Source organism: Saccharomonospora glauca K62, assembly GCF_000243395.2.
Taxonomy (GTDB): Bacteria; Actinomycetota; Actinomycetes; order Mycobacteriales; family Pseudonocardiaceae; genus Saccharomonospora; species Saccharomonospora glauca.
Genome location: NZ_CM001484.1, coordinates 526725 through 544779 on the forward strand (window position 1 = coordinate 526725; position 18055 = coordinate 544779).

Genomic DNA, 18055 nt, shown 5'->3' on the forward strand with positions numbered 1-18055 from the left:
CCGGTCGAGTGACGCCGGACACGATTCGAGGCTACCTCTCGCCCGCATAAGGAGTCGCTTATAGCGCCGTTGCCACCGTGTTCACCCGGATCGAGCCTGAGCGGTATGCAGGTGCCCGCGCAGTTCCAGTACGAGAAGGCCACGAGCGTCGAGCACGCGCTCGAACTCCTCGCCGCCTACGGCGACGACAGCATGGTGGTGGCCGGGGGGCACTCGCTCATCCCCATGATGAAACTGCGGCTCGCCCAGCCGGAGACGTTGATCGACATCAACGACGTCCACGAACTGGCCCGCATCGGTGTCGACCGCGACTCGGTGACGATCGGGGCGCTCGTCCGCCACGCGGAACTGCTCGACTCGCCCGTGATCGGCGAGCACTTCCCAATCCTGCACGACGCTGAGCGGGTCATCGCCGACCCTGCCGTCCGTAACCGCGGCACGGTGGGCGGTTCGCTGTGCCAGGCCGATCCGTCGGAGGATCTCGCCGCCGTGTTCGTGGCCCTCGACGCGGTCGCGTTGATCCGCGGGCTGGACGGTGATCGTGCCGTGCCGGTGCGGCAGTTCTTCACGGGCCCCTACTCCACCGTGCTCGACGACGGCGAGTTGCTGGTGGGCGTTCGCGTGCCGATCCACTCGTCCGCGTCGGCGTACGCGAAGGTGGAGCGTCGCTCGGGTGACTGGGCCGTGGCGTCGGCGGGAGCGGCGTTGCGGCTCGATGATGGGCACGTCGCCCGGGCGGGCATCGGGCTGACCGCCGTCGGTGCGCCCTCGTTCGGCGCCCCGGAGGCGGAGGCGTACCTCGTCGGCGGGCCCGCCACCGAGGAGCGTTTCGTCGAGGCGGGCACCATCGCCGCCGAACACTGCTCCCCGATCGCTGACCAGCGCGGCCCCGTCGACTACAAGCGCCATCTCGCCGCCACGCTCACCACGCGCGTGCTCCGCACCGCCGCCGCCCGGTGGCGCGGCCACGGCAACCACGAGGAGTCGTGACATGGAGATCACCGTCACCGTCAACGGCCAGCCCTACACGCGCACCGTGGAGCCTCGGCTGCTGCTCGTGCACTTCCTGCGCGACGAGCTCGGACTCACCGGTACGCACTGGGGCTGCGACACGTCGAACTGCGGCGCGTGCGTGGTGCTCATGGACGGCGTGCCCGTGAAGTCGTGCACCGTGCTCGCGGTGATGGCCGACCGGCACGAGATCCGTACCGTCGAGGGGTTGGAGACCTCCGACGGGCTCGACCCGGTGCAGCAGGGGTTCCGCGCCGAACACGGACTCCAGTGCGGGTTCTGCACGCCCGGCATGATGATGACCGCCCGCTGGCTGCTCGACCGCAACCCGACGCCGTCGGATGAGGAGATCCGCGAGGCGTTGTCGGGCCAGCTGTGCCGCTGCACCGGCTACGAGAACATCGTGCGTTCCGTGCGATGGGCCGCCGAACACGAGACCGCCGCCCACGCCGTCCCCGACGCGATCCCCGATCAGCGGGCCGGCACGTCCGCCCCGCGAACCCGGTCGGACTCGGAGGTGCAGGCATGACCACTACGGACATCCCGTCGCAGCGGTCGACCCCCGTCGGACACGGCAGTATGCCGCGGAAGGAGGACGAACGGTTCCTGCGCGGCCACGGGCGCTACGTGGACGACATCACCCTCCCCGGAATGCTGTACGGCGCGGTGCTGCGCAGCCCTCACGCCCACGCCCGCATCGTCTCCCTCGACACCAGTGCGGCCCAGGCCCACCCGAAGGTGCGCGCCGTCATCACCGGCCGAACCCTGGAGGGCCTGAACCTAGCGTGGATGCCCACGCTGTCCCACGACGTCCAGGCCGTCCTCGCCACGGACAAGGTGCGGTTCCAAGGCCAGGAGGTCGCGTTCGTGGTGGCCGAGGACCGCTACGCGGCGCGCGACGCGCTGGAGCTCATCGACGTCGAGTACGAGCCGTTGACCCCCGTCGTCGACGCCACCCGCGCGCTCGACGACGACGCCCCCGTGATCCGCGACGACGTCGAGGGCCGCACCGACAACCGCGTCTTCGACTGGGAGACCGGTGACGCCGCCGCCACCGACGCCGTGTTCGCGAGCGCGGACGTCGTGGCCACGCAGGACATGCTGTACCCACGCGTGCATCCCGCGCCGATGGAGACGTGCGGTGCCGTGGCGGACATGGACCCGGTCACCGGCAAGCTCACCGTGTGGACCACGACGCAGGCCCCGCACGCGCACCGCACCCTGTACGCGCTGGTGGCGGGCCTGCCGGAACACAAGATCCGCGTGATCTCCCCCGACATCGGCGGCGGCTTCGGCAACAAGGTCGGCATCTACCCCGGTTACGTGTGCGCGGTGGTGAGTTCGATCGTCACCGGCAAGCCCGTCAAGTGGGTGGAGGACCGCTCCGAGAACCTCATGAGCACCTCGTTCGCCCGCGACTACCACATGCACGGCGAGATCGCGGCCACCCGCGACGGCACGATCCTCGGCCTACGCGTGAAGGTGCTGGCCGACCACGGCGCGTTCAACGGCACCGCCCAGCCGAGCAAGTTCCCCGCCGGGTTCTTCGGCGTGTTCACCGGGTCCTACGACCTTCGGGCCGCGCACTGCCGGGTCACCGGCGTCTACACCAACAAGGCTCCGGGCGGGGTCGCCTACGCCTGTTCGTTCCGCATCACCGAGGCCGTCTATCTCGTGGAGCGCATGGTGGACGTGCTCGCCCGCGAGCTTGACATGGACCCGGCCGAGCTGCGGATGCGGAACCTGCTGCGGCCGGAGCAGTTCCCGTACCGCAGCAGCACCGGGTGGGAGTACGACTCCGGCGACTACCCGCGCGCGTTGCGCACGGCACTGGAGATGGCCCACTACGACGAGCTTCGCGAGGAGCAACGGCAGCGTCGGGAACGCGGTGAGCTCATGGGGATCGGTGTCAGCTTCTTCACCGAGGCCGTGGGCGCGGGGCCGCGCAAGCACATGGACATCATGGGGCTCGGCATGGCCGACGGCGCCGAGCTGCGGGTGCACCCCACGGGCAAGGCGGTGCTGCGGTTGTCGGTGCAGACCCAGGGGCAGGGGCACGAGACGACCTTCGCGCAGATCGTGGCCGAGGAGTTGGGAATCCCGCCCGAGGACATCGACGTGGTGCACGGCGACACCGACCAGACCCCGTACGGACTGGGCACCTACGGTTCGCGGTCGACGCCGGTGTCGGGCGCGGCGGCGGCCGTCGTGGCGCGCAAGGTGCGCGAGCGGGCTCGGCTGGTGGCCTCGGCGATGCTGGAGGTCGACCCGGACGACCTGGAGTGGGAGAAGGGCCGGTTCTTCGTCACCGGCGATCCCACCTCCGGAAAGACCATCGCCGAGATCGCGATGGCCGCGCACTCCGACCTCGAACTGCCGGAGGGCGTGGAAGGGCACCTCGACGCCGAGACCGTCTACAACCCACCCAACCTGACGTATCCGTTCGGCGCGTACGTGTGCGTGGTGGACGTCGACCCCGACACCGCCCAGGTGAAGGTCCGCGACTTCGTGGCCGTGGACGACTGCGGCGTCCGTATCAACCCGATGATCGTCGAGGGGCAGATCCACGGTGGACTCGCCGACGGGATCGGCATGGCGCTCATGCAGGTGATGGCGTTCGACTCCGACGGCAACCACCTCGGTGGCTCCTTCATGGACTACCTCCTGCCGACCACGATGGAGTGCCCGTCGTGGCGACTCGGCCAGACGGTGACGCCCTCGCCGCACCACCCGATCGGTGCCAAAGGGGTCGGGGAGTCGGCCACGGTCGGCTCGCCCGCCGCCGTGATCAACGCCGTCGTGGACGCCCTGAAGCCGTACGGCGTGCGTCACGTGGACATGCCGGCCACTCCCGCCGTGGTGTGGCGGGCCATGCAGGGCCGACCCCTGCGCACGGACCTGGCGATCACATGAGTGGCTCGTGGGAGCGTGCCCTGTTCGCGCACGCGGAGGAGCTGCGGGATCGGCGTGCGCCGTTCGTGCTGGCCACGGTCGTGCGGGCGCGCCGCCCCACCAGCGCGAGGCCGGGCGACTGCGCCCTCGTGCTGGCCGACGGCACCGTGGAGGGGTTCGTCGGTGGGGTGTGCACGGAGTCCACCGTGCGGCTCCAGGGACTCCGCGTGTTGGCCTCCGGGCGGCCCACCATGCTGCGGATCACCCCCGACGCCGCGCGGGTCGAGCAGGCCGAGGAGGAGGGGCTGATCACCGTGGCGAATCCGTGCCTGTCCGGTGGTGCGGTCGACCTCTTCCTGGAACCGCAGCTGCCACCCCCACTCGTGGCGGTGTTCGGGGACTCGCCCATCGCGAGGGCCCTGCGAGAGGTGGGGGAGACACTCGGCTACGACGTGCGGCCGTGCTCGGCGGACCCCGAGTTCCCCGCCGACACGGAGGCCGTCGTGGTCGCTTCCCACGGGAGGGACGAGCAGCGGGTCCTCACTGCCGCGTTGCGGGCCGGGGTCGGCTACGTCGGCCTCGTGGCGAGTCCCCGGCGAGGGCGTGCCGTGCTCGCCGACCTCGGCGAACCCGGCATCGAGCGAGTGCACACCCCCGCCGGGCTCGACATCGGCGCGCGCACGCCGCACGAGATCGCGCTGTCGGTGTACGCGGAGGTGCTCGCGGTTCGCTCCGAGCGGGCCGCGCCCCCGAAGGCCGAAGGCGCAGCGGGGGAAGCGGGCGAGGTCACCGAGGCCATCGACCCCGTGTGCGGCATGACGGTGGCGGTCAGCCCCACCACGCCCCAGTCGGGGTACGAGGGACGCCGGTACTACTTCTGCTGCGACGGTTGTGCGGGCGCCTTCGACGCGGACCCCCGGCGCTACATCCACGGAGATGTCTCTCACGCTCCGTGATCGTCGGTCGACTCGATGGTGATCGCGGTTCCTCCGCACGGGCCTGTCCCCGTGGCCGAGAACTGCCTAATCTGCACGCAGTCGTGTCGCCACGCGAGGAGTGCTGGTCGTCGTGAAACGCGTATTCATCATCGTGGGCGTCGTCCTGGGCCTGGCGATCATCTACACGACCGGTTCGGAACAGCGCAGATCGGACGCCGAGAGTGGCGGTGCGCCGGGCGGGCAGGAGAGCTGCACGGTCGTCGTCACCGCCGACGTCCTCAACGTGCGCTCGGGCCCGAGCACCGACCACGAGATCGTCGACCGGCTGCGTCAGGACGACGAGATCGAGGCCACCACCGACACCCGCGACGGCTTCCGCAGGATCGGCGACGAGAAGTGGGCCTCCGACGACTACCTGGAGCCGGTGGACGGCGCCGACTGCGACTGATCTCGGCGCACCTCGCGCGTCCGTGAGTTCAGCCATGCGCCGAGTGTCCGAGGGGCGGCACCGAGCCGTCCGGAGGTAGCCTGCCCGCGTGCTCACCGTCTCCACAGTCAACGTCAACGGCCTGAGGGCCGCGGCCAAGAAGGGGTTCACGGAGTGGTTCGCCGCCACCTCCGCCGACGTCGTCGCGTGCCAGGAGGTGCGGGCCGAGCCGAGCGTGTTGCCGGCCGAACTCCGGGACCCCGAGGGTTGGCACACCGTCCACGCGCCGTGTGCGACGAAGGGGCGCAACGGGGTCTCCCTCTACAGCCGGGTCGAGCCCGACAGCGTGCGCGTCGGCTTTGGGGAGGCTGAGTTCGAGGACAGCGGTCGTTACGTCGAGATGTGGCTGCCGGGCGTGGTCGTCGCGAGTCTGTACCTGCCCAGCGGTGAGGTCGGCACTCCGAGGCAGGAGGAGAAGGAGCGGTTCATGGCCGCGTTCCTGCCGTATCTGGTGGCGCTGCGCGACAAGGCCGCCTCGGACGACCGGGAAGTGCTGGTGTGCGGCGACTGGAACATTGCCCACGCCGAGATCGACCTGAAGAACTGGAAGGCCAACCGCAAGAACGCGGGCTTCCTTCCCGAGGAACGGGCCTGGTTGAGCCGGGTGTTCGACGAGGCGGGCTACGTGGACGTGCAGCGCCACCTCGACCCCGAGGGTCCCGGCCCGTACACGTGGTGGTCGTACCGAGGCAAGGCGTTCGACAACGACGCCGGCTGGCGGATCGACTACCACGTCGCGACGCCGGGCCTGGCGCAGCGGTGCACGTCGCTGGTGGTGGAGCGCGCGGACAGCTACGAGGCTCGGTGGTCCGACCACGCGCCGGTGACGGCGACGTACGAGGTGTGATCGCGCCGGTGAGGTGCGTGCGTGCCGAGTCGTCATTGTCGTGCGTCGGCTTGATGTGTTGGTCGGTTTCGGTACCGGCCCGGACGTCGACCACTTCGCTCTGCAGGAGGAGCCGGAAGGCGTCCTCGGCCGTCCGGTCGGTCCCGTGAGCGCCACCAGCGTCCGCGTTCCGCACTTCAGGTAGTCGGTGCTGGAAAAGCAGGGAACTCCTTTATGCGGCGTGACGCTTGAATCTCCGGAATGTGCTGAGGGCAGCGGAGTTGCTGTCCTGGAATGAGCGTCGGGCCCGCGAGTGACCAGGTCCGTTGCCGGGAGCCTGACCGTTCGCGGGCCCGTAACCACAATCACAGGGTGGGTTCACTCCATGCCTGCTCCAGCAGTGCCGCCACATCGTCGTCACCGCGTTCCCGGTACGCAGTGACGAGCTGATCCCGGGTGGAGTCGGGCGGGAAACAGACCGCGGTCGCCAGCGCACGCTCGACGTCGGCGGGACGATCGCGGTCGCTGCCCAGCCCGATCAGCCGCAGCGCCTCGCCGAGCGGTTCGACCTCGGCCGAGCCGGCCTCGACCAACCGGAACCGGCGGTCGTCGGAGAACAGTAGGAAGACGGTCGCACCTACTCCGATGTCCTCCTTCTCCAGGAACCGGCGGATACTCGCACACTGCGGCTGAGGTCCCGACCATCGGACGGACTGGAGTCCCAGCTGTGAGGAGAATTCCACCGTCTGTTCCGGGGCCAGGCTCAGTGCCATCGCCAGCCCGACCGGGACGGTGAAGCCGGAACCCCGGAGGTGGTCCGAGGTGATCACGATCCGGTAGGCCCAGCCGCTGTCGTGGCGGAACACCTTCCGTGTCTGAGCGGGGCCTTTCCTGCGGGCGGGCCCGCTGGTGCTGCGGCTGACGATCCCGCCGCGGGTCTGGAAGGGGGCTGCTGCCGCGAAAGTCCTGATACTCGTTTCCGAGATCTCCCGGAAACGAGTGGTCAGTTCCCCGACGAGCGCGTTGAGTGGAACACTTCCGGCGTTGCGGTCGATGATCTGGCCGATCTGGTCGCGGATCGTGGTGTACTCCTCGAACTCCCACTCACTCAGCGCCCACGTTCCCCGGTCGACGCGCTTGAACCGGCGGTCGTCGGAGAGCCGGTTCGCCAGCCCGCCTAGGTTCGCGACCTCCAGTCGCTCCGCGATGGACTTCGCCGTCATGGGTTCGCCGGTGATGGACAGCAGCGCCGCGGCCCGGTCGCCCAGCGTGGCGGTCCTCGTCAGCACGTGACCGTCGATGATCTCGTATCCGCACCACACGAGCCAGTTCCGGAGCTCGTCGAGGCCCATCCCGAACTCCGCTAGCAGCGCGCCGAGTTCGTCGAGCGCAACGACGCCGTGCCGGTCGGTGCTGTCCTCCAGCAGCAGCTCCGTCCGGCTCCGGGTTGCCTTGACGTTGGGCGCGAGCGCCCAGCCGTCGACGACCTCGAACTCGTCGTCGAGTTTGTCGAGCACGTACCAGAACGGTTTTCCGAGGCTCTCGACGCGTTCGCGTAGCACCGGGAAGTCCTCCAGCAGCCGGGACAGGGCCGCCACCGGCTGAATCCTGGCGCGCACACTGTCCCGCAACTCGGTCACCGGCCCGCTGGCGGCGAGTTTCGCGTCGAGCTGCTTGCGTGCGGAGCTCTCCAACTGGCTGATACGTTGCGGGGACACTCCGTGTTCCGCGGCCAGCGCCTGGAGGGTTTCCGGTTCGTCGGCGAACGTTCGCCTGCGCAGGATGCTGAGGCTTCGAGCGTCGAACCGGCCGAACCAGCGGCCGATCTCCTCCAGCGGGTCGGTCGTCTCCGGCTCCTCTTCCGACGGCTGTTCGACGACCGTGCCGGTGTCGGCAGGTGACGGCGGTTCGAGCGAGGCGTCGGCCAATGTCGTGAACAGGTCCAGTGCCGTTCTGCGACCGATCCCTCGGGCTTCCAGTACCTCCGGGAGGAAAAGTCGGGAGAGGTCCACCGCGGTCTCGATCTCCAGGTACCGCAGTAGGCGGAGTGCCCTGCTGCTGAACGGCAGGTGGTCCATCCGCGTGTCGGGAGGAATCGCCGGGAAGGCCCGCGCCAGTGGCGTGTCGTCCGGCCAGTCCATGAGCAGGGTCGCCGCGATGGCGTAGGTGGCGGCCGAAGGGGAAAGCTGCGCGGAGTCTCCGGGCGAGCTCGACAACCACCATTCCGGGGTGGTGGACGCCCCGTCGAGCTCGGGATTGTCGCCCGCCTGGTATTCGCTCAGCCACGGAAAGACCTCCGGCCAGAGCTGTTTTCCGTCGGACGGTGCTTCGGCGAGTGCGGGCAGCGCCTCGGCGGGTTCGGGGACGGACTCGTCGACCGGTGGTTCGGGCCGTGGTTCGGTTCGCTGCTTCGGGGAGGCGGTCGGTGCGGTGTTCAGAATCGGGCGGATACCCAGCCCGTCCAGCGTCGTCCACAGGGTGGCGAGCGCTCGTTCCTTGTCCAGGTAGTAGGACGACTCCCGCACCCGCCAGAACTTCCAGCCGCAGCGTTTGAGCTCCTGCTCGCGGTACAGGTCCTGGGTGAGCTGCTCAGGGGTGTGCCAGTGGTCGCCGTCGCACTCGACCGCGAGCTTCGCACCCTCACCGGTGACGACGAGGTCGATGCGCCTGCCGTTGCTCTCGACCTGCGGTGTCACGTGGTAGCCGCGTTCGACGAGATCGCAGAACACGCGCTGCTCGAACAGCGAGTCGAACTGCGGATGCCGCACGTCACGCTGCACGTTCGTCAGCACGTCGTCGAGTGCCTTGCGTTCGGCCGTCATGTGCTCGAGCAGCGACAGCCGGAGGTCACCCGGACGCAGGCGGTCCTTGGTCACCGAGTGGAACAGAATCAACTGGTCCTGTGCTCGCGAGGCAGCGACGTTGAAGCTGCGCTGGAAGCTCGCGCGCACGAGGGGCGCGAAGTTCTGCTCCGGCGAGACCACCATCGACAGCCACACGACGTGCCGTTCGTCGCCCTGGAAGTCGGATGCGGTGCCGATGCGCAGCCTGCGCTCCGCCCACACCTCGGGGTCGACGCCTCTGTCGAACAGGGCGTTGGTGATGACATCCACCTGACGCTGACCTTGTAGGACCACCACCCCGAACGTCTTGTCGTCGTAGGCGGGGTCGTCCAGGCACGCGACGATGGAGTCGGCGATGGCGTCGGCTTCCACCGGGTTGCACAGCGTCTGGTTCTTGCCTTCGACGAAACCGCCCCGCACGTACTGGGTCTGCAGCGGCGGCAGCCGGTCGGCGCCGAACTGCCGCACCGGGACGAGCGGTTGGTCCTGGTAGAACTCGTTGGAGGACCACTGGATGATCTCCGGCATGCACCGGAAGTGCTCCCGCAACCGGACGAGCTGGCCGAACCTGCTTCTCAGCAGCGAGAACATGCTCGATCGGGGGCTGAACTCCGTACGCAGGTAGTTCGGCACGTCGTAGAGTTCGCTGTCGAGCGTGTCGAAGATCGGCTGCAGCGCCCCGGAGGCCACCTCGGACGGCGTGCACTGCTTGTCGTCGCCTACGACGATGATCCGCGGTGCCAGCCAGAGCAGGAAGGTGCTGGTGAGTTCGGCCTGGCTGGCCTCGTCCACGATGATGACGTCGAAGGCGTTCTGCCGCGGTGGGACGGTGTCGAGCACATGCTTGATCGGCATCACCCACGCCGGGACGGCACCCTGGGCCACGCTCATCGCCTCGCGAGCGGCGGCGCGGAACCGCTCGTGGTACTTCCCGCTCTTGCCCGCGTTGCCGGCGTTGCTTGCGTAGGAATTGAGCGCCCCGACCTGTTCCGCGGTCATCCGCCGCAGGCAGGCGTTCCACGCCTGCTCGGCGGCGAGGTCGGCGGTGATCTTCTCCAGATCGGCGGTGGTGGCTTCGAGCTCGGCCTCCAGCTCCTGTTCGGCCCCGGCGGCGGTCTGTTCCTCCACCCACGACCTCGCCACCGCGCGAGCCCAGGCCTGTGGCCAGGCGTGGATTCGGTCAGTCCATTCCGGATTCCGAGCGGAGCGGGTGAGAGTGTCGGCGAGGGCGGGACACGCACGCCGGAGCCGGTCGAGCAACGTGTCACACCGTTGTTGGGCGGCCCGTTGCCTGCGGGCGCGATCCAGTGCCCGCACCGCGTCCTGGTAGGCGGCCGCGTCGTGGGATCGTAGCGCGGCGGTGAGTGCGTCGTGTTCGGGTGAGCGGTTCGGGGCCGGCGACAGAGCACTCACCTGGTCCGCGAGGTGGTCGAGCCTGCCTCTGGCGGTCTTCGCGCTGTGCGCCCGCGCGGCGTCCATGGTCCGCTCGGTGAACTCGAACAGCTCCCCGAGGGAGGCCAACCGGGGCCGCACGGTCGGGGGGATCGCGGTGAGGTGTTGCCGCAGCGTGTGCTGCGCGGCACGCACCTGCTCCACCACTCCGTAGAGTTTGCGCAGTTGCACGAGCTGGTCGACCACGACGCTGCGGGGAGCGGTCGTGTCGAGGACGTAGCCCAGTGCCGCGAAGGTCGCGGAGACCATCTCGGCGATCTCCAGTGTCCGCAGGTGGTTGGCGACCTGCATGGCCGTACCGGTGTTGGTGACCTCGGCCGATCCGACCCGAACCGTGGGCAGGTAGGCGTCCACCGCCTTCTGCTGGGGTTTCTTCAGGTGCTTGCGCACCTTGCCGCCGGATTGGAGGTACTCCGCGAAGCTTCGGAAGGCCGCGTGCGCCGAGGGGGGAACGCCTTCCGCCGTGATCGGCGTATGCCCGGCGTTCCGGTCGCACTGCAGTGCCTCGTCCACGAGTGACAGCACCTGGCCCGCGCCGGCCCACAGGTGTTCTCGCTGCTGGCCGAGCAGCGCGCTGACCGTGTCGTCGAGCCAGTCCTGCCGGGCGGGCAGCGCGCGTAGCCCGACGATGAGCTCCTGGACCTGCGCGCAGTCGTGGCTCAGCCGCCGGAACTGGTCATCGGTCAGGTTCCCCAGCGCGCCGATCAGCTCTCCGTGGTCGCCACCGACGACCTCGGTGCCCTCGGCCACTGCCTGGGTGAGTCCGACGACCAGTTGCTCGTCGGGGAGGTGGGCTTGGTCCGGTATCGCCTGGTCGCGACGTCCCTGTCGTTCGTCGTCCTCGTCGCGGAGCAGCCGGATCAGCTCACCGAACTCGTCGGTGCTCAACGGGGGTTCGCCGGTGGCGGTGCCCTCGATCCACCCGACATCGCCGGTCGCGCCGATCTTCCGCACGATCTCGCTGAGCGTTCCCGCGTAGCCGGGGGAGATCTCCGGGTGCTGGTAGGTCTCGGATTCGCGGAGCGCTCTGATCCGTTCCAGCAGTTCGGCGCGCCGCCGTTGCGCGGCGCCTCGCCGGGCGGACAGCTCGTTGATCCAGCGTTCGCTGGCTTCGGCGTTGAAGTTGGCGTGCCGGTCGGACAGAGTGGACACGCTCTTGCGCGCCGCGGCGTTGGTCTTGCGGTCGGTCGAGGTCATCGACACGCAGAGATCCTGCAGGGGCTCCGGGAGTTTGTCACGCAGCACGGCCAGCGCCTGGGCCTTCTCGCTGGTGACGAGGATGCGCTGCCCGCGCGCGAGCAGCGCGCTCATCAGGTTGGCGATGGTGTGGGTCTTGCCTGTCCCGGGTGGGCCTTCCACGACCACACCGCTGTCTTCCCCGAGCCGCCGGATGACTTCCCGTTGCTGGTCGTTGGCGGGTAGCGGGAACAGTGGGTCCTCGGCCAGTGCCGCCGCGGCCGTCGCATTGGTCCGTTCCAGCCACGACAGCTTGTCCCGGGTCTCGATCGGGGTGACCAGTTGCGCGAGACCGAGGGGAACGGGCTCGTGGCTTTCCTCGAGCGTGCTGCCGATCTGCTCGTAGTACTTGCGCAGTGCGTAGGAACCTCGGGTGCGAAGGAGGAGCGCGGGGGCGAAGTCGAGCCGGAAAGCGCCCGTCGTTCTCGGCGTCCAGGAGTCGCTGATGTCGCACTCGGTGTCGAGCGCCCGCTCGGCCCAGGCCTTGAGGAAGCCGGGAATCTGGGGGTCGATCGGCGACTGCGCGGTGGCCGCGAGCTTCTTGCGCAGTGAGGGGGCCGCACTGCGGTCGAAGAAGCCGAGGTCGCCGATGAGCTCGTCGTCCTCGAGCCGCACGGGGCTTTCGTCGCTCACCACGCAGTGGATCGCGCCGCTCTCCCGGTGGTGTTCGATGCGCACCGGCTGGCTGACGAGGTGGATCCGCACCGTGGCGCCGTGTTCGCCCGCCACCCTGAGCAGCCCCGCGGCCAGGACCACTTCGAGCGATTCGGGCTGCTGCGAGGCCTGGCGTTCCATGTCCGCGAGGCGATTGTGGAGTTGCTGGAGGGCTCGCCGTCGGGCTTCGGCTTCCGCCCACCGCCGCCATTCGGCAAGCCACTCCTGGAACGCGTCGGTGACCTCACCGGCGTCGATCAGCTTGACGGTGTCCCCGGTGACCGGGTGCGGTCCCTGTTCGCGCAGTTTCGGCTCGTCGCCGCTGCGGTCGAGCCAGTACCGGAGCACTTCCGGCGGCTTCGGTTCGGCGGCCACCTGAACCCTCGGTACGACGAACACGTGTTCGCCCAGGCCGGCGTCCTGCTCGACGGGCAGGTGCTTTCCGACGTCGGAAAGCCAGAGCAGGTCACGGTGGTCGCTGATCTGCGTCACCGGGGCGCTGCGTTTGATGGCGAGCTTGCGCAGGAAGCCCATCAGGCGGGCGACGCGGTCCTTGAGTTCGGGATCGTGTTCGGGAAAGGTCACCGAGGCTGCTCCTTGAAGGCGGCGCGTGCTCGGCACGGTCTCAGCCGAGCACAGGTGTGTCGCCGGGGTCGGTGGCAACGTTACGAAAGGGTGGAAAGGGACGACAGAGATCGACGGCTACGGATCACCCACGACCTGGTAACGACGGTAGGATCACGAGCCGTCGCTGTGATCCAGGTCAAAGGAGGGTGGCGGGATGTCCGACGGTCGGAGGCCGACACCGAAGCCAGCTCCGCCGCCTCCGAAGCAGCGGTGGTTCCAGGAGCGGACGTCTCCGTATCCGTGGGAGCAGGACGGCCTGGACCACATCCGTAGGTTGATGCCGCAGGCGGAGCCGTATCGCGCGTGGGCCACTTTCTCGTTCACCGCGGCCTCCGGCCGGGTCAACGAGTGTGACCTGCTGATCGCGGTTCCCGGTGGGCTCTACCTGGTGGAGCTCAAGGGCCACACCGGGCGCGTGGTGAACAACGGAGACACCTGGATTTTCTACGACGAGGGTGCGAGGCGCCCGCGCACGCTGCGCAACCCGCTGCATCTCACCGACCTGAAGTGCAAGGAGCTCAAGCAGCGCCTGGAGTGGGCGGCCAAGCAGAACCACTACACCGGCCGGATTCCGCGCATCGAACCCGCGATCTTCCTGTCCGCACCGGGGCTGACCTCGGAGCTCGACGAGGTGCAGCGCACCCGCGTCTACGGCCGTGACGGGCAGGTCGACGGGCTGGACTGGATCTGGCGTGACCTGCTGTCGCGCCCGCCGCAGCGGGAGCACCAGCGGATCAGCCCGGAGTTCTCCCGCCACGTGCTGCCGAAGCTGCTGGAGAAGATCGGCATCCGGGCGTCGACGGCGCATCTGCGGTTCGGCGACGACTGGGAGCTCTCCGGTGAGGTGCTGGACGCGGGCCCGACGTGGGAGGACCGTCTCGCGTTCCGCACGGGCCTCGTGCGTGAGGAAGGCCGGGTCCGCATCTACCTCACCGAGCAGCAGGCCGCCGAAGAGCGGCGGCAGTCGGTGGAGCGGGCCGCGCGGCGCGAGTACCAGGTGTTGCAGGGCATCACCCACCGCGGCATCGCGCAGGCCGTGCAGATCCGGGAGCATCAGAGCGGTCCCGCGATCCTCTTCCGCCACAGCTCGTCGGACCTGCGGCTGGACTCCTACCTCGACGTGCACGGCGAGCGGCTGAGTATCGACACGCGGCTCGACCTGGTGCGCCAGCTCGCCGAGGCGGTGCAGTACGCGCACCACCGCTCGCTCTACCACCGTGCCCTGTCGGCGCGTTCGGTGTGGGTGTCGGCGAAGGACGACGGGTCCGACCCGGTGTTGCGGATCACCGACTGGCAGGCCGCCGCCCGTGACTTCGACACGACGTCGCTGTCGACGGTGGGCAAGACCTCGTTGACGGGTGAGCACCTGGCGGGCTCGGCGGAGGTGTATCTGGCGCCGGAGTTCGCCCCGCATGCCGACCCGGTGGATCTCGACGTGTTCGGTCTGGGCGCGGTGTCGTTTCTGATCCTGACGGGGCAGCCACCCGCCACGCAGCGCAGCGGCCTGATCGAGTGGCTGGCCGACAGCCACGGCCTGCACCCCTACGCCGTGTCGGACGGCATCTCCGACGCCCTCGACGCGCTGGTCTTCGACGCGACCCGCACGGAGCTGTCGCAGCGACTGGAGTCGGCGGACGCCTTCCTGAAGCGGTTGGACGCGGCGGAGTGGGAGTCGCTGCCCGAGTCGTCGGTGCCCGTGGTGGATCCGCTCACGGTGTCGGCGGGCCAGATGGTGGACGAGCGGTGGCGGGTCGAGCGGGTGCTCGGCACCGGTGCCACGGCGCGGGCGTTGCTGGTGCGGAGGGTGGACACCGACGACGAGCAGCCCGAGCGCCGGGTGTTGAAGGTGGCGCTCGACGACGACAAGGCGCAGCACCTGCACGCCGAGGCCCGGGCCCTGGCGCTGGCGGGCGGCGGCGTGGTGGTGCAATTGCTCGACGGCCCCCGCGAGGTGGGTGGCCGCACCGTGCTCGACCTTGAGTACGCGGGTGGGCAGGATCCGCAGGGCTACACGCTCGGCGAGCACCTGCGCGCCGAGGGCAGGCTCAGCTACCACAACCTGGAGCGTTACGGCCGCGACCTGTTCATCGCGTTGGACCAGCTCGCGGGTAAGGGTGTGCGGCACCGGGATCTGAAGCCGGACAACTTCGGCATCTATCGCAGGGCCGACCGCTCGACACAGTTGATGTTGTTCGACTTCTCGCTGGCCGACGTCTCGGAGCGCGACGTCACGGCGGGCACCCGCGGGTATCTGGATCCGTTCCTCGGCACGAACCGCCGTCCCGCCTACGATGATCACGCCGAGCGTTACGCGGCGGCGGTGACACTGCACGAGATGGCGTCCGGGCAGCGGCCGGTGTGGGGCGACGGGGTGAGCGATCCCCGCACCACCACCGACGAGACTCCGGTGCTGGCGGCGGAGTTGTTCGAACCGGCGTTGCGCGATGGGTTGACGGCGTTCTTCCGGCGTGCGCTGCACCGGGACGTCAACCGCCGGTTCGACACGGTGCGGCAGATGGAGGACGCCTGGCGGGAGGTGTTCACCGCCGCGGACACCGCCCAGCCGCTCACCACGCCCGACACGGTGGGTGTCGAGGGCGAGACGCTGGAGGCCACCCGCGACGCGCATGCCGAGCGGGCCACCCTGGACACGCAGCTCGACGTGTCCGGGTTGAGTCCGCGTGCGGCGTCGTTGGCGCAGTCGTTCGGGGTGACGACGGTGCGGGAGCTGCTGGAGCAGGTGCGCCCGTACGAGATCAGCCGGGCGCGGGGCGCGGGGAAGGTGGTGCGCAACGAGCTGAACCGCCGTCACAAGCAGTGGACGCGGGCGCTGTTGCAGCCCTCCGAACCCGACCGTCCGGAGCCGGAGTCGCCATCCGGCCGATCCACTGTGGACGAACTGGTCGCCGTGTTGTTGCCTCCGAGGGGCAGGCGGGGTTCGCGTAAGGCGGATGTCGTGCGGTTGACGCTCGGGTTGCCGGCGGGGGAGGGCGAACAGCCGCCTCCGCCGTGGCCGACGCAGACCGAGGTGGCTCGGCGGCTGGGTATCACGCAGGGCCCGGTGTCGCAGCACTATCGCGCGGCGGTGAAGGCGTGGGCGGCCGAGCCGCGGTTGTCGGCGGTGCGGGACGAGCTGGTGGAGCTGGTCGCCGAGGCGGGCCGGGTGATGCCGGCGCACGAGCTGGCTGCCACGGTTCGGGCCCGGTACGGCGTCGCGGAGCGGGACACCCGGGAACACGCGCTTGCTCAGGCGTTGGCGGTGGTGCGCGCGGCGGTGGACACCGAGGCGTGGGAGCGGCAGCAGAGCGAGGACGAGGACGGTCCACGGTTTTCGGCGTTGCGGCGCGGCGAGCACGTGTTGATCGCGCTGGAGTCGTTGCCGGGCACGGACGCGCCGAGTGCTCCGGAGCTGGCCGACTACGCCGTCGCGCTGGGGGCGCGGGCCGACGAGCTGGTGGAGCTGGACCCGCTGCCGGGTCGTGGTGTGGTGGTGCGGGAGTTGCGGGCGGTGCCGGCCCCGGAGGGGTTGCCGTCGCAGGCGGACACCCGGCTGGTGGAGCTGGCGGCGGTGATGTCGCGGCACGCGGCGGCGTCGGCGCGTTCGGAGCTGTATCCGAGGGAGCTGGATCTGGTGCGGGCGCTGCGCATGTCGCAGGCGGCCGTGGGGGTGCGGCGGGATGCGGGGATCACGCTCGGGGATCTGCTGGCGAAGGTGCGGGCGCGGTTCCCGTCCGTGGCGGTGGACGAGAACATCACGTATGTGCGGCTGGAGGAGGCGCTGCGCGAGGCGGGCACCCCGCTGGAGTGGGACATCGAGGCGCAGCGGTTCCGGCCTCCGGCGCCGGAGTTCTCCCGGTTGGCGGCGTCGTCGAGTCTGACGCGTGGCGGTCCCGGCCCCCGCTGGTCCGGTGGTCTGGACCCGCAGGACGTGCTGCACGACAAGCTCACCAGGGCGGTGGAGTACGGCGGGTTCGTGGCGTTGACGTTGTGGGGCGCGAACCTGCCGGGGGCGGCCGAGTCGCTGGCGGCGCGGTATGCGGTGCGGGCGGTGCACGTGGACGGCGAGTTCCTGGCGGCGTTCCGGGAGTTGGTCGCCGAACACGGCCAGGACTGGGAGCTGGTGCGGAAGCTGGATGAGCGGTTCGGGCGGACGGGCCGGCCGAAGCCGGGTTTCCGCCGTTACGTGCAGCAGGCGTGGGAGCGGCTGCGGGACCGCCTGGAGGCGTCGTCCGACGGCGAGCGCACGGTGTTGTTGCTGCACCACGCGGGCCTGGTGGGCCGCTACGCCGACCTGGGTGGGCGCGAGTTCCTGACGGGCTTGCAGCAGGCGGCCCGGTCGGCGCGGGCGTGGCCGCATGGTTTGTGGGTGTTGTGTCCGGGTGAGTCGAAGCGGGAGGCGCCGCAGCTCGACGGTCTCCGGGTGGAGGCGTTGACGGAGGCGGAGCGGGTGGTGCTGGACCGGGAGTTCCTGCACGGTCCTCGGGGGGCTGATCGGGCGAGTTGAGGCCGCTGTCGCCTGGGGTGGTGCTTGGCTCAATCGCGCTCCGGGAGGGTGGGCCGGTCGATACACTCCGCAGCCGAACGGTTCCGCGACGTCGGCTTTTGGGGGTAAGTCATGTCTGATCCCATGGAGGTTGCTGGGAGCGCTGGTGCGCTGGCTCCGGGTGAGGCGCTGTCCAAGATGGTGGCGGCGATGGACAGGTCGATGGGCACCGAGGCGATGGAGAAGGCGACCCGCTCGGCGGACCAGTTGGTCGCCTCGGCAAAGTTAAACGGCTTCAAGGTCACGCCGGAAGCCGCCGACCCGATCATCAAAGTCCTGGAAGACTTCATCGAGAGAATCGAGCGGATGAGATTCAATATGAGAATCTTCGAGCAAGCGCCGCCGCTGGGAAATCACGATTATGGAAAGAAAGTTGCTCAGCATATGCAGAAGGCGGCAACCGATGAACGCTCTGCCCGTTCTGCTGTCCTGTCGCTTAAGGTAGTTCTTGAGAAAAGCCGAGAGGCTTTACTCAGGGCTTCGAACCAGTATGAAGATCAAGAAGAATCGGCGCTAGATGCATTCCGAGGCATGGGTGGATGACGA

Annotated in this window: 8 protein-coding genes and 1 pseudogene; 8 read left to right on the plus strand and 1 reads right to left on the minus strand. The window is 69.4% G+C overall.

Going from position 1 to position 18055, the window contains the following annotated elements; genetic code table 11:
- The first annotated feature begins 105 nt into the window (after positions 1 to 105).
- The 6 genes from SACGLDRAFT_RS02660 (at position 106) to SACGLDRAFT_RS02685 (ending at position 6175) form a co-directional block, all read left to right on the plus strand.
- Entirely contained in the window at positions 106 to 990 is an 885-nt protein-coding gene (locus SACGLDRAFT_RS02660) for an FAD binding domain-containing protein (RefSeq protein WP_005461554.1), read from the plus strand.
- Position 991: 1 nt separating this feature from the next.
- The gene (locus SACGLDRAFT_RS02665) at positions 992 to 1540 is read left to right on the plus strand and encodes a (2Fe-2S)-binding protein (RefSeq protein ID WP_005461555.1); all 549 of its coding nucleotides are present in this window, start codon (positions 992 to 994) and stop codon (positions 1538 to 1540) included.
- Positions 1537 to 3924 carry an aerobic carbon-monoxide dehydrogenase large subunit gene (locus SACGLDRAFT_RS02670; protein ID WP_005461556.1) on the plus strand — a complete coding sequence of 796 codons (2388 nt, stop codon included), beginning with the start codon at positions 1537 to 1539 and terminating at the stop codon, positions 3922 to 3924. Before SACGLDRAFT_RS02665 ends, SACGLDRAFT_RS02670 begins: the two co-directional genes overlap by 4 nt.
- The gene (locus SACGLDRAFT_RS02675; RefSeq protein ID WP_005461557.1) at positions 3921 to 4859 is read left to right on the plus strand and encodes an XdhC family protein; all 939 of its coding nucleotides are present in this window, start codon (positions 3921 to 3923) and stop codon (positions 4857 to 4859) included. Before SACGLDRAFT_RS02670 ends, SACGLDRAFT_RS02675 begins: the two co-directional genes overlap by 4 nt.
- Positions 4860 to 4971: 112 nt before the next feature.
- Positions 4972 to 5289, plus strand: coding sequence for an SH3 domain-containing protein (locus tag SACGLDRAFT_RS02680; RefSeq protein WP_005461558.1), 318 nt, complete (start codon positions 4972 to 4974; stop codon positions 5287 to 5289).
- Between the two features lie 88 nt (positions 5290 to 5377).
- Positions 5378 to 6175, plus strand: a complete 798-nt coding sequence (locus tag SACGLDRAFT_RS02685) for an exodeoxyribonuclease III (protein WP_005461559.1) — start codon at positions 5378 to 5380, stop codon at positions 6173 to 6175.
- 2453 nt (positions 6176 to 8628) lie between these two features.
- Here the strand turns inward: SACGLDRAFT_RS02685 and SACGLDRAFT_RS02695 are convergent.
- Positions 8629 to 12873: pseudogene (locus SACGLDRAFT_RS02695) on the minus strand (AAA domain-containing protein); the annotation flags it as partial.
- A gap of 247 nt (positions 12874 to 13120) precedes the next feature.
- Between SACGLDRAFT_RS02695 and pglW the strand changes: the two are divergent.
- Positions 13121 to 17470 (plus strand): BREX system serine/threonine kinase PglW, encoded by a 4350-nt coding sequence (pglW, locus tag SACGLDRAFT_RS02700; protein WP_005461562.1) that lies wholly within the window; start codon positions 13121 to 13123, stop codon positions 17468 to 17470.
- A 111-nt stretch (positions 17471 to 17581) separates the two neighbouring features.
- Positions 17582 to 18052: a hypothetical protein gene (locus tag SACGLDRAFT_RS02705; protein ID WP_005461563.1), complete on the plus strand. Its 471-nt coding sequence runs from the start codon at positions 17582 to 17584 to the stop codon at positions 18050 to 18052.
- The last annotated feature ends 3 nt before the right edge of the window (positions 18053 to 18055 follow it).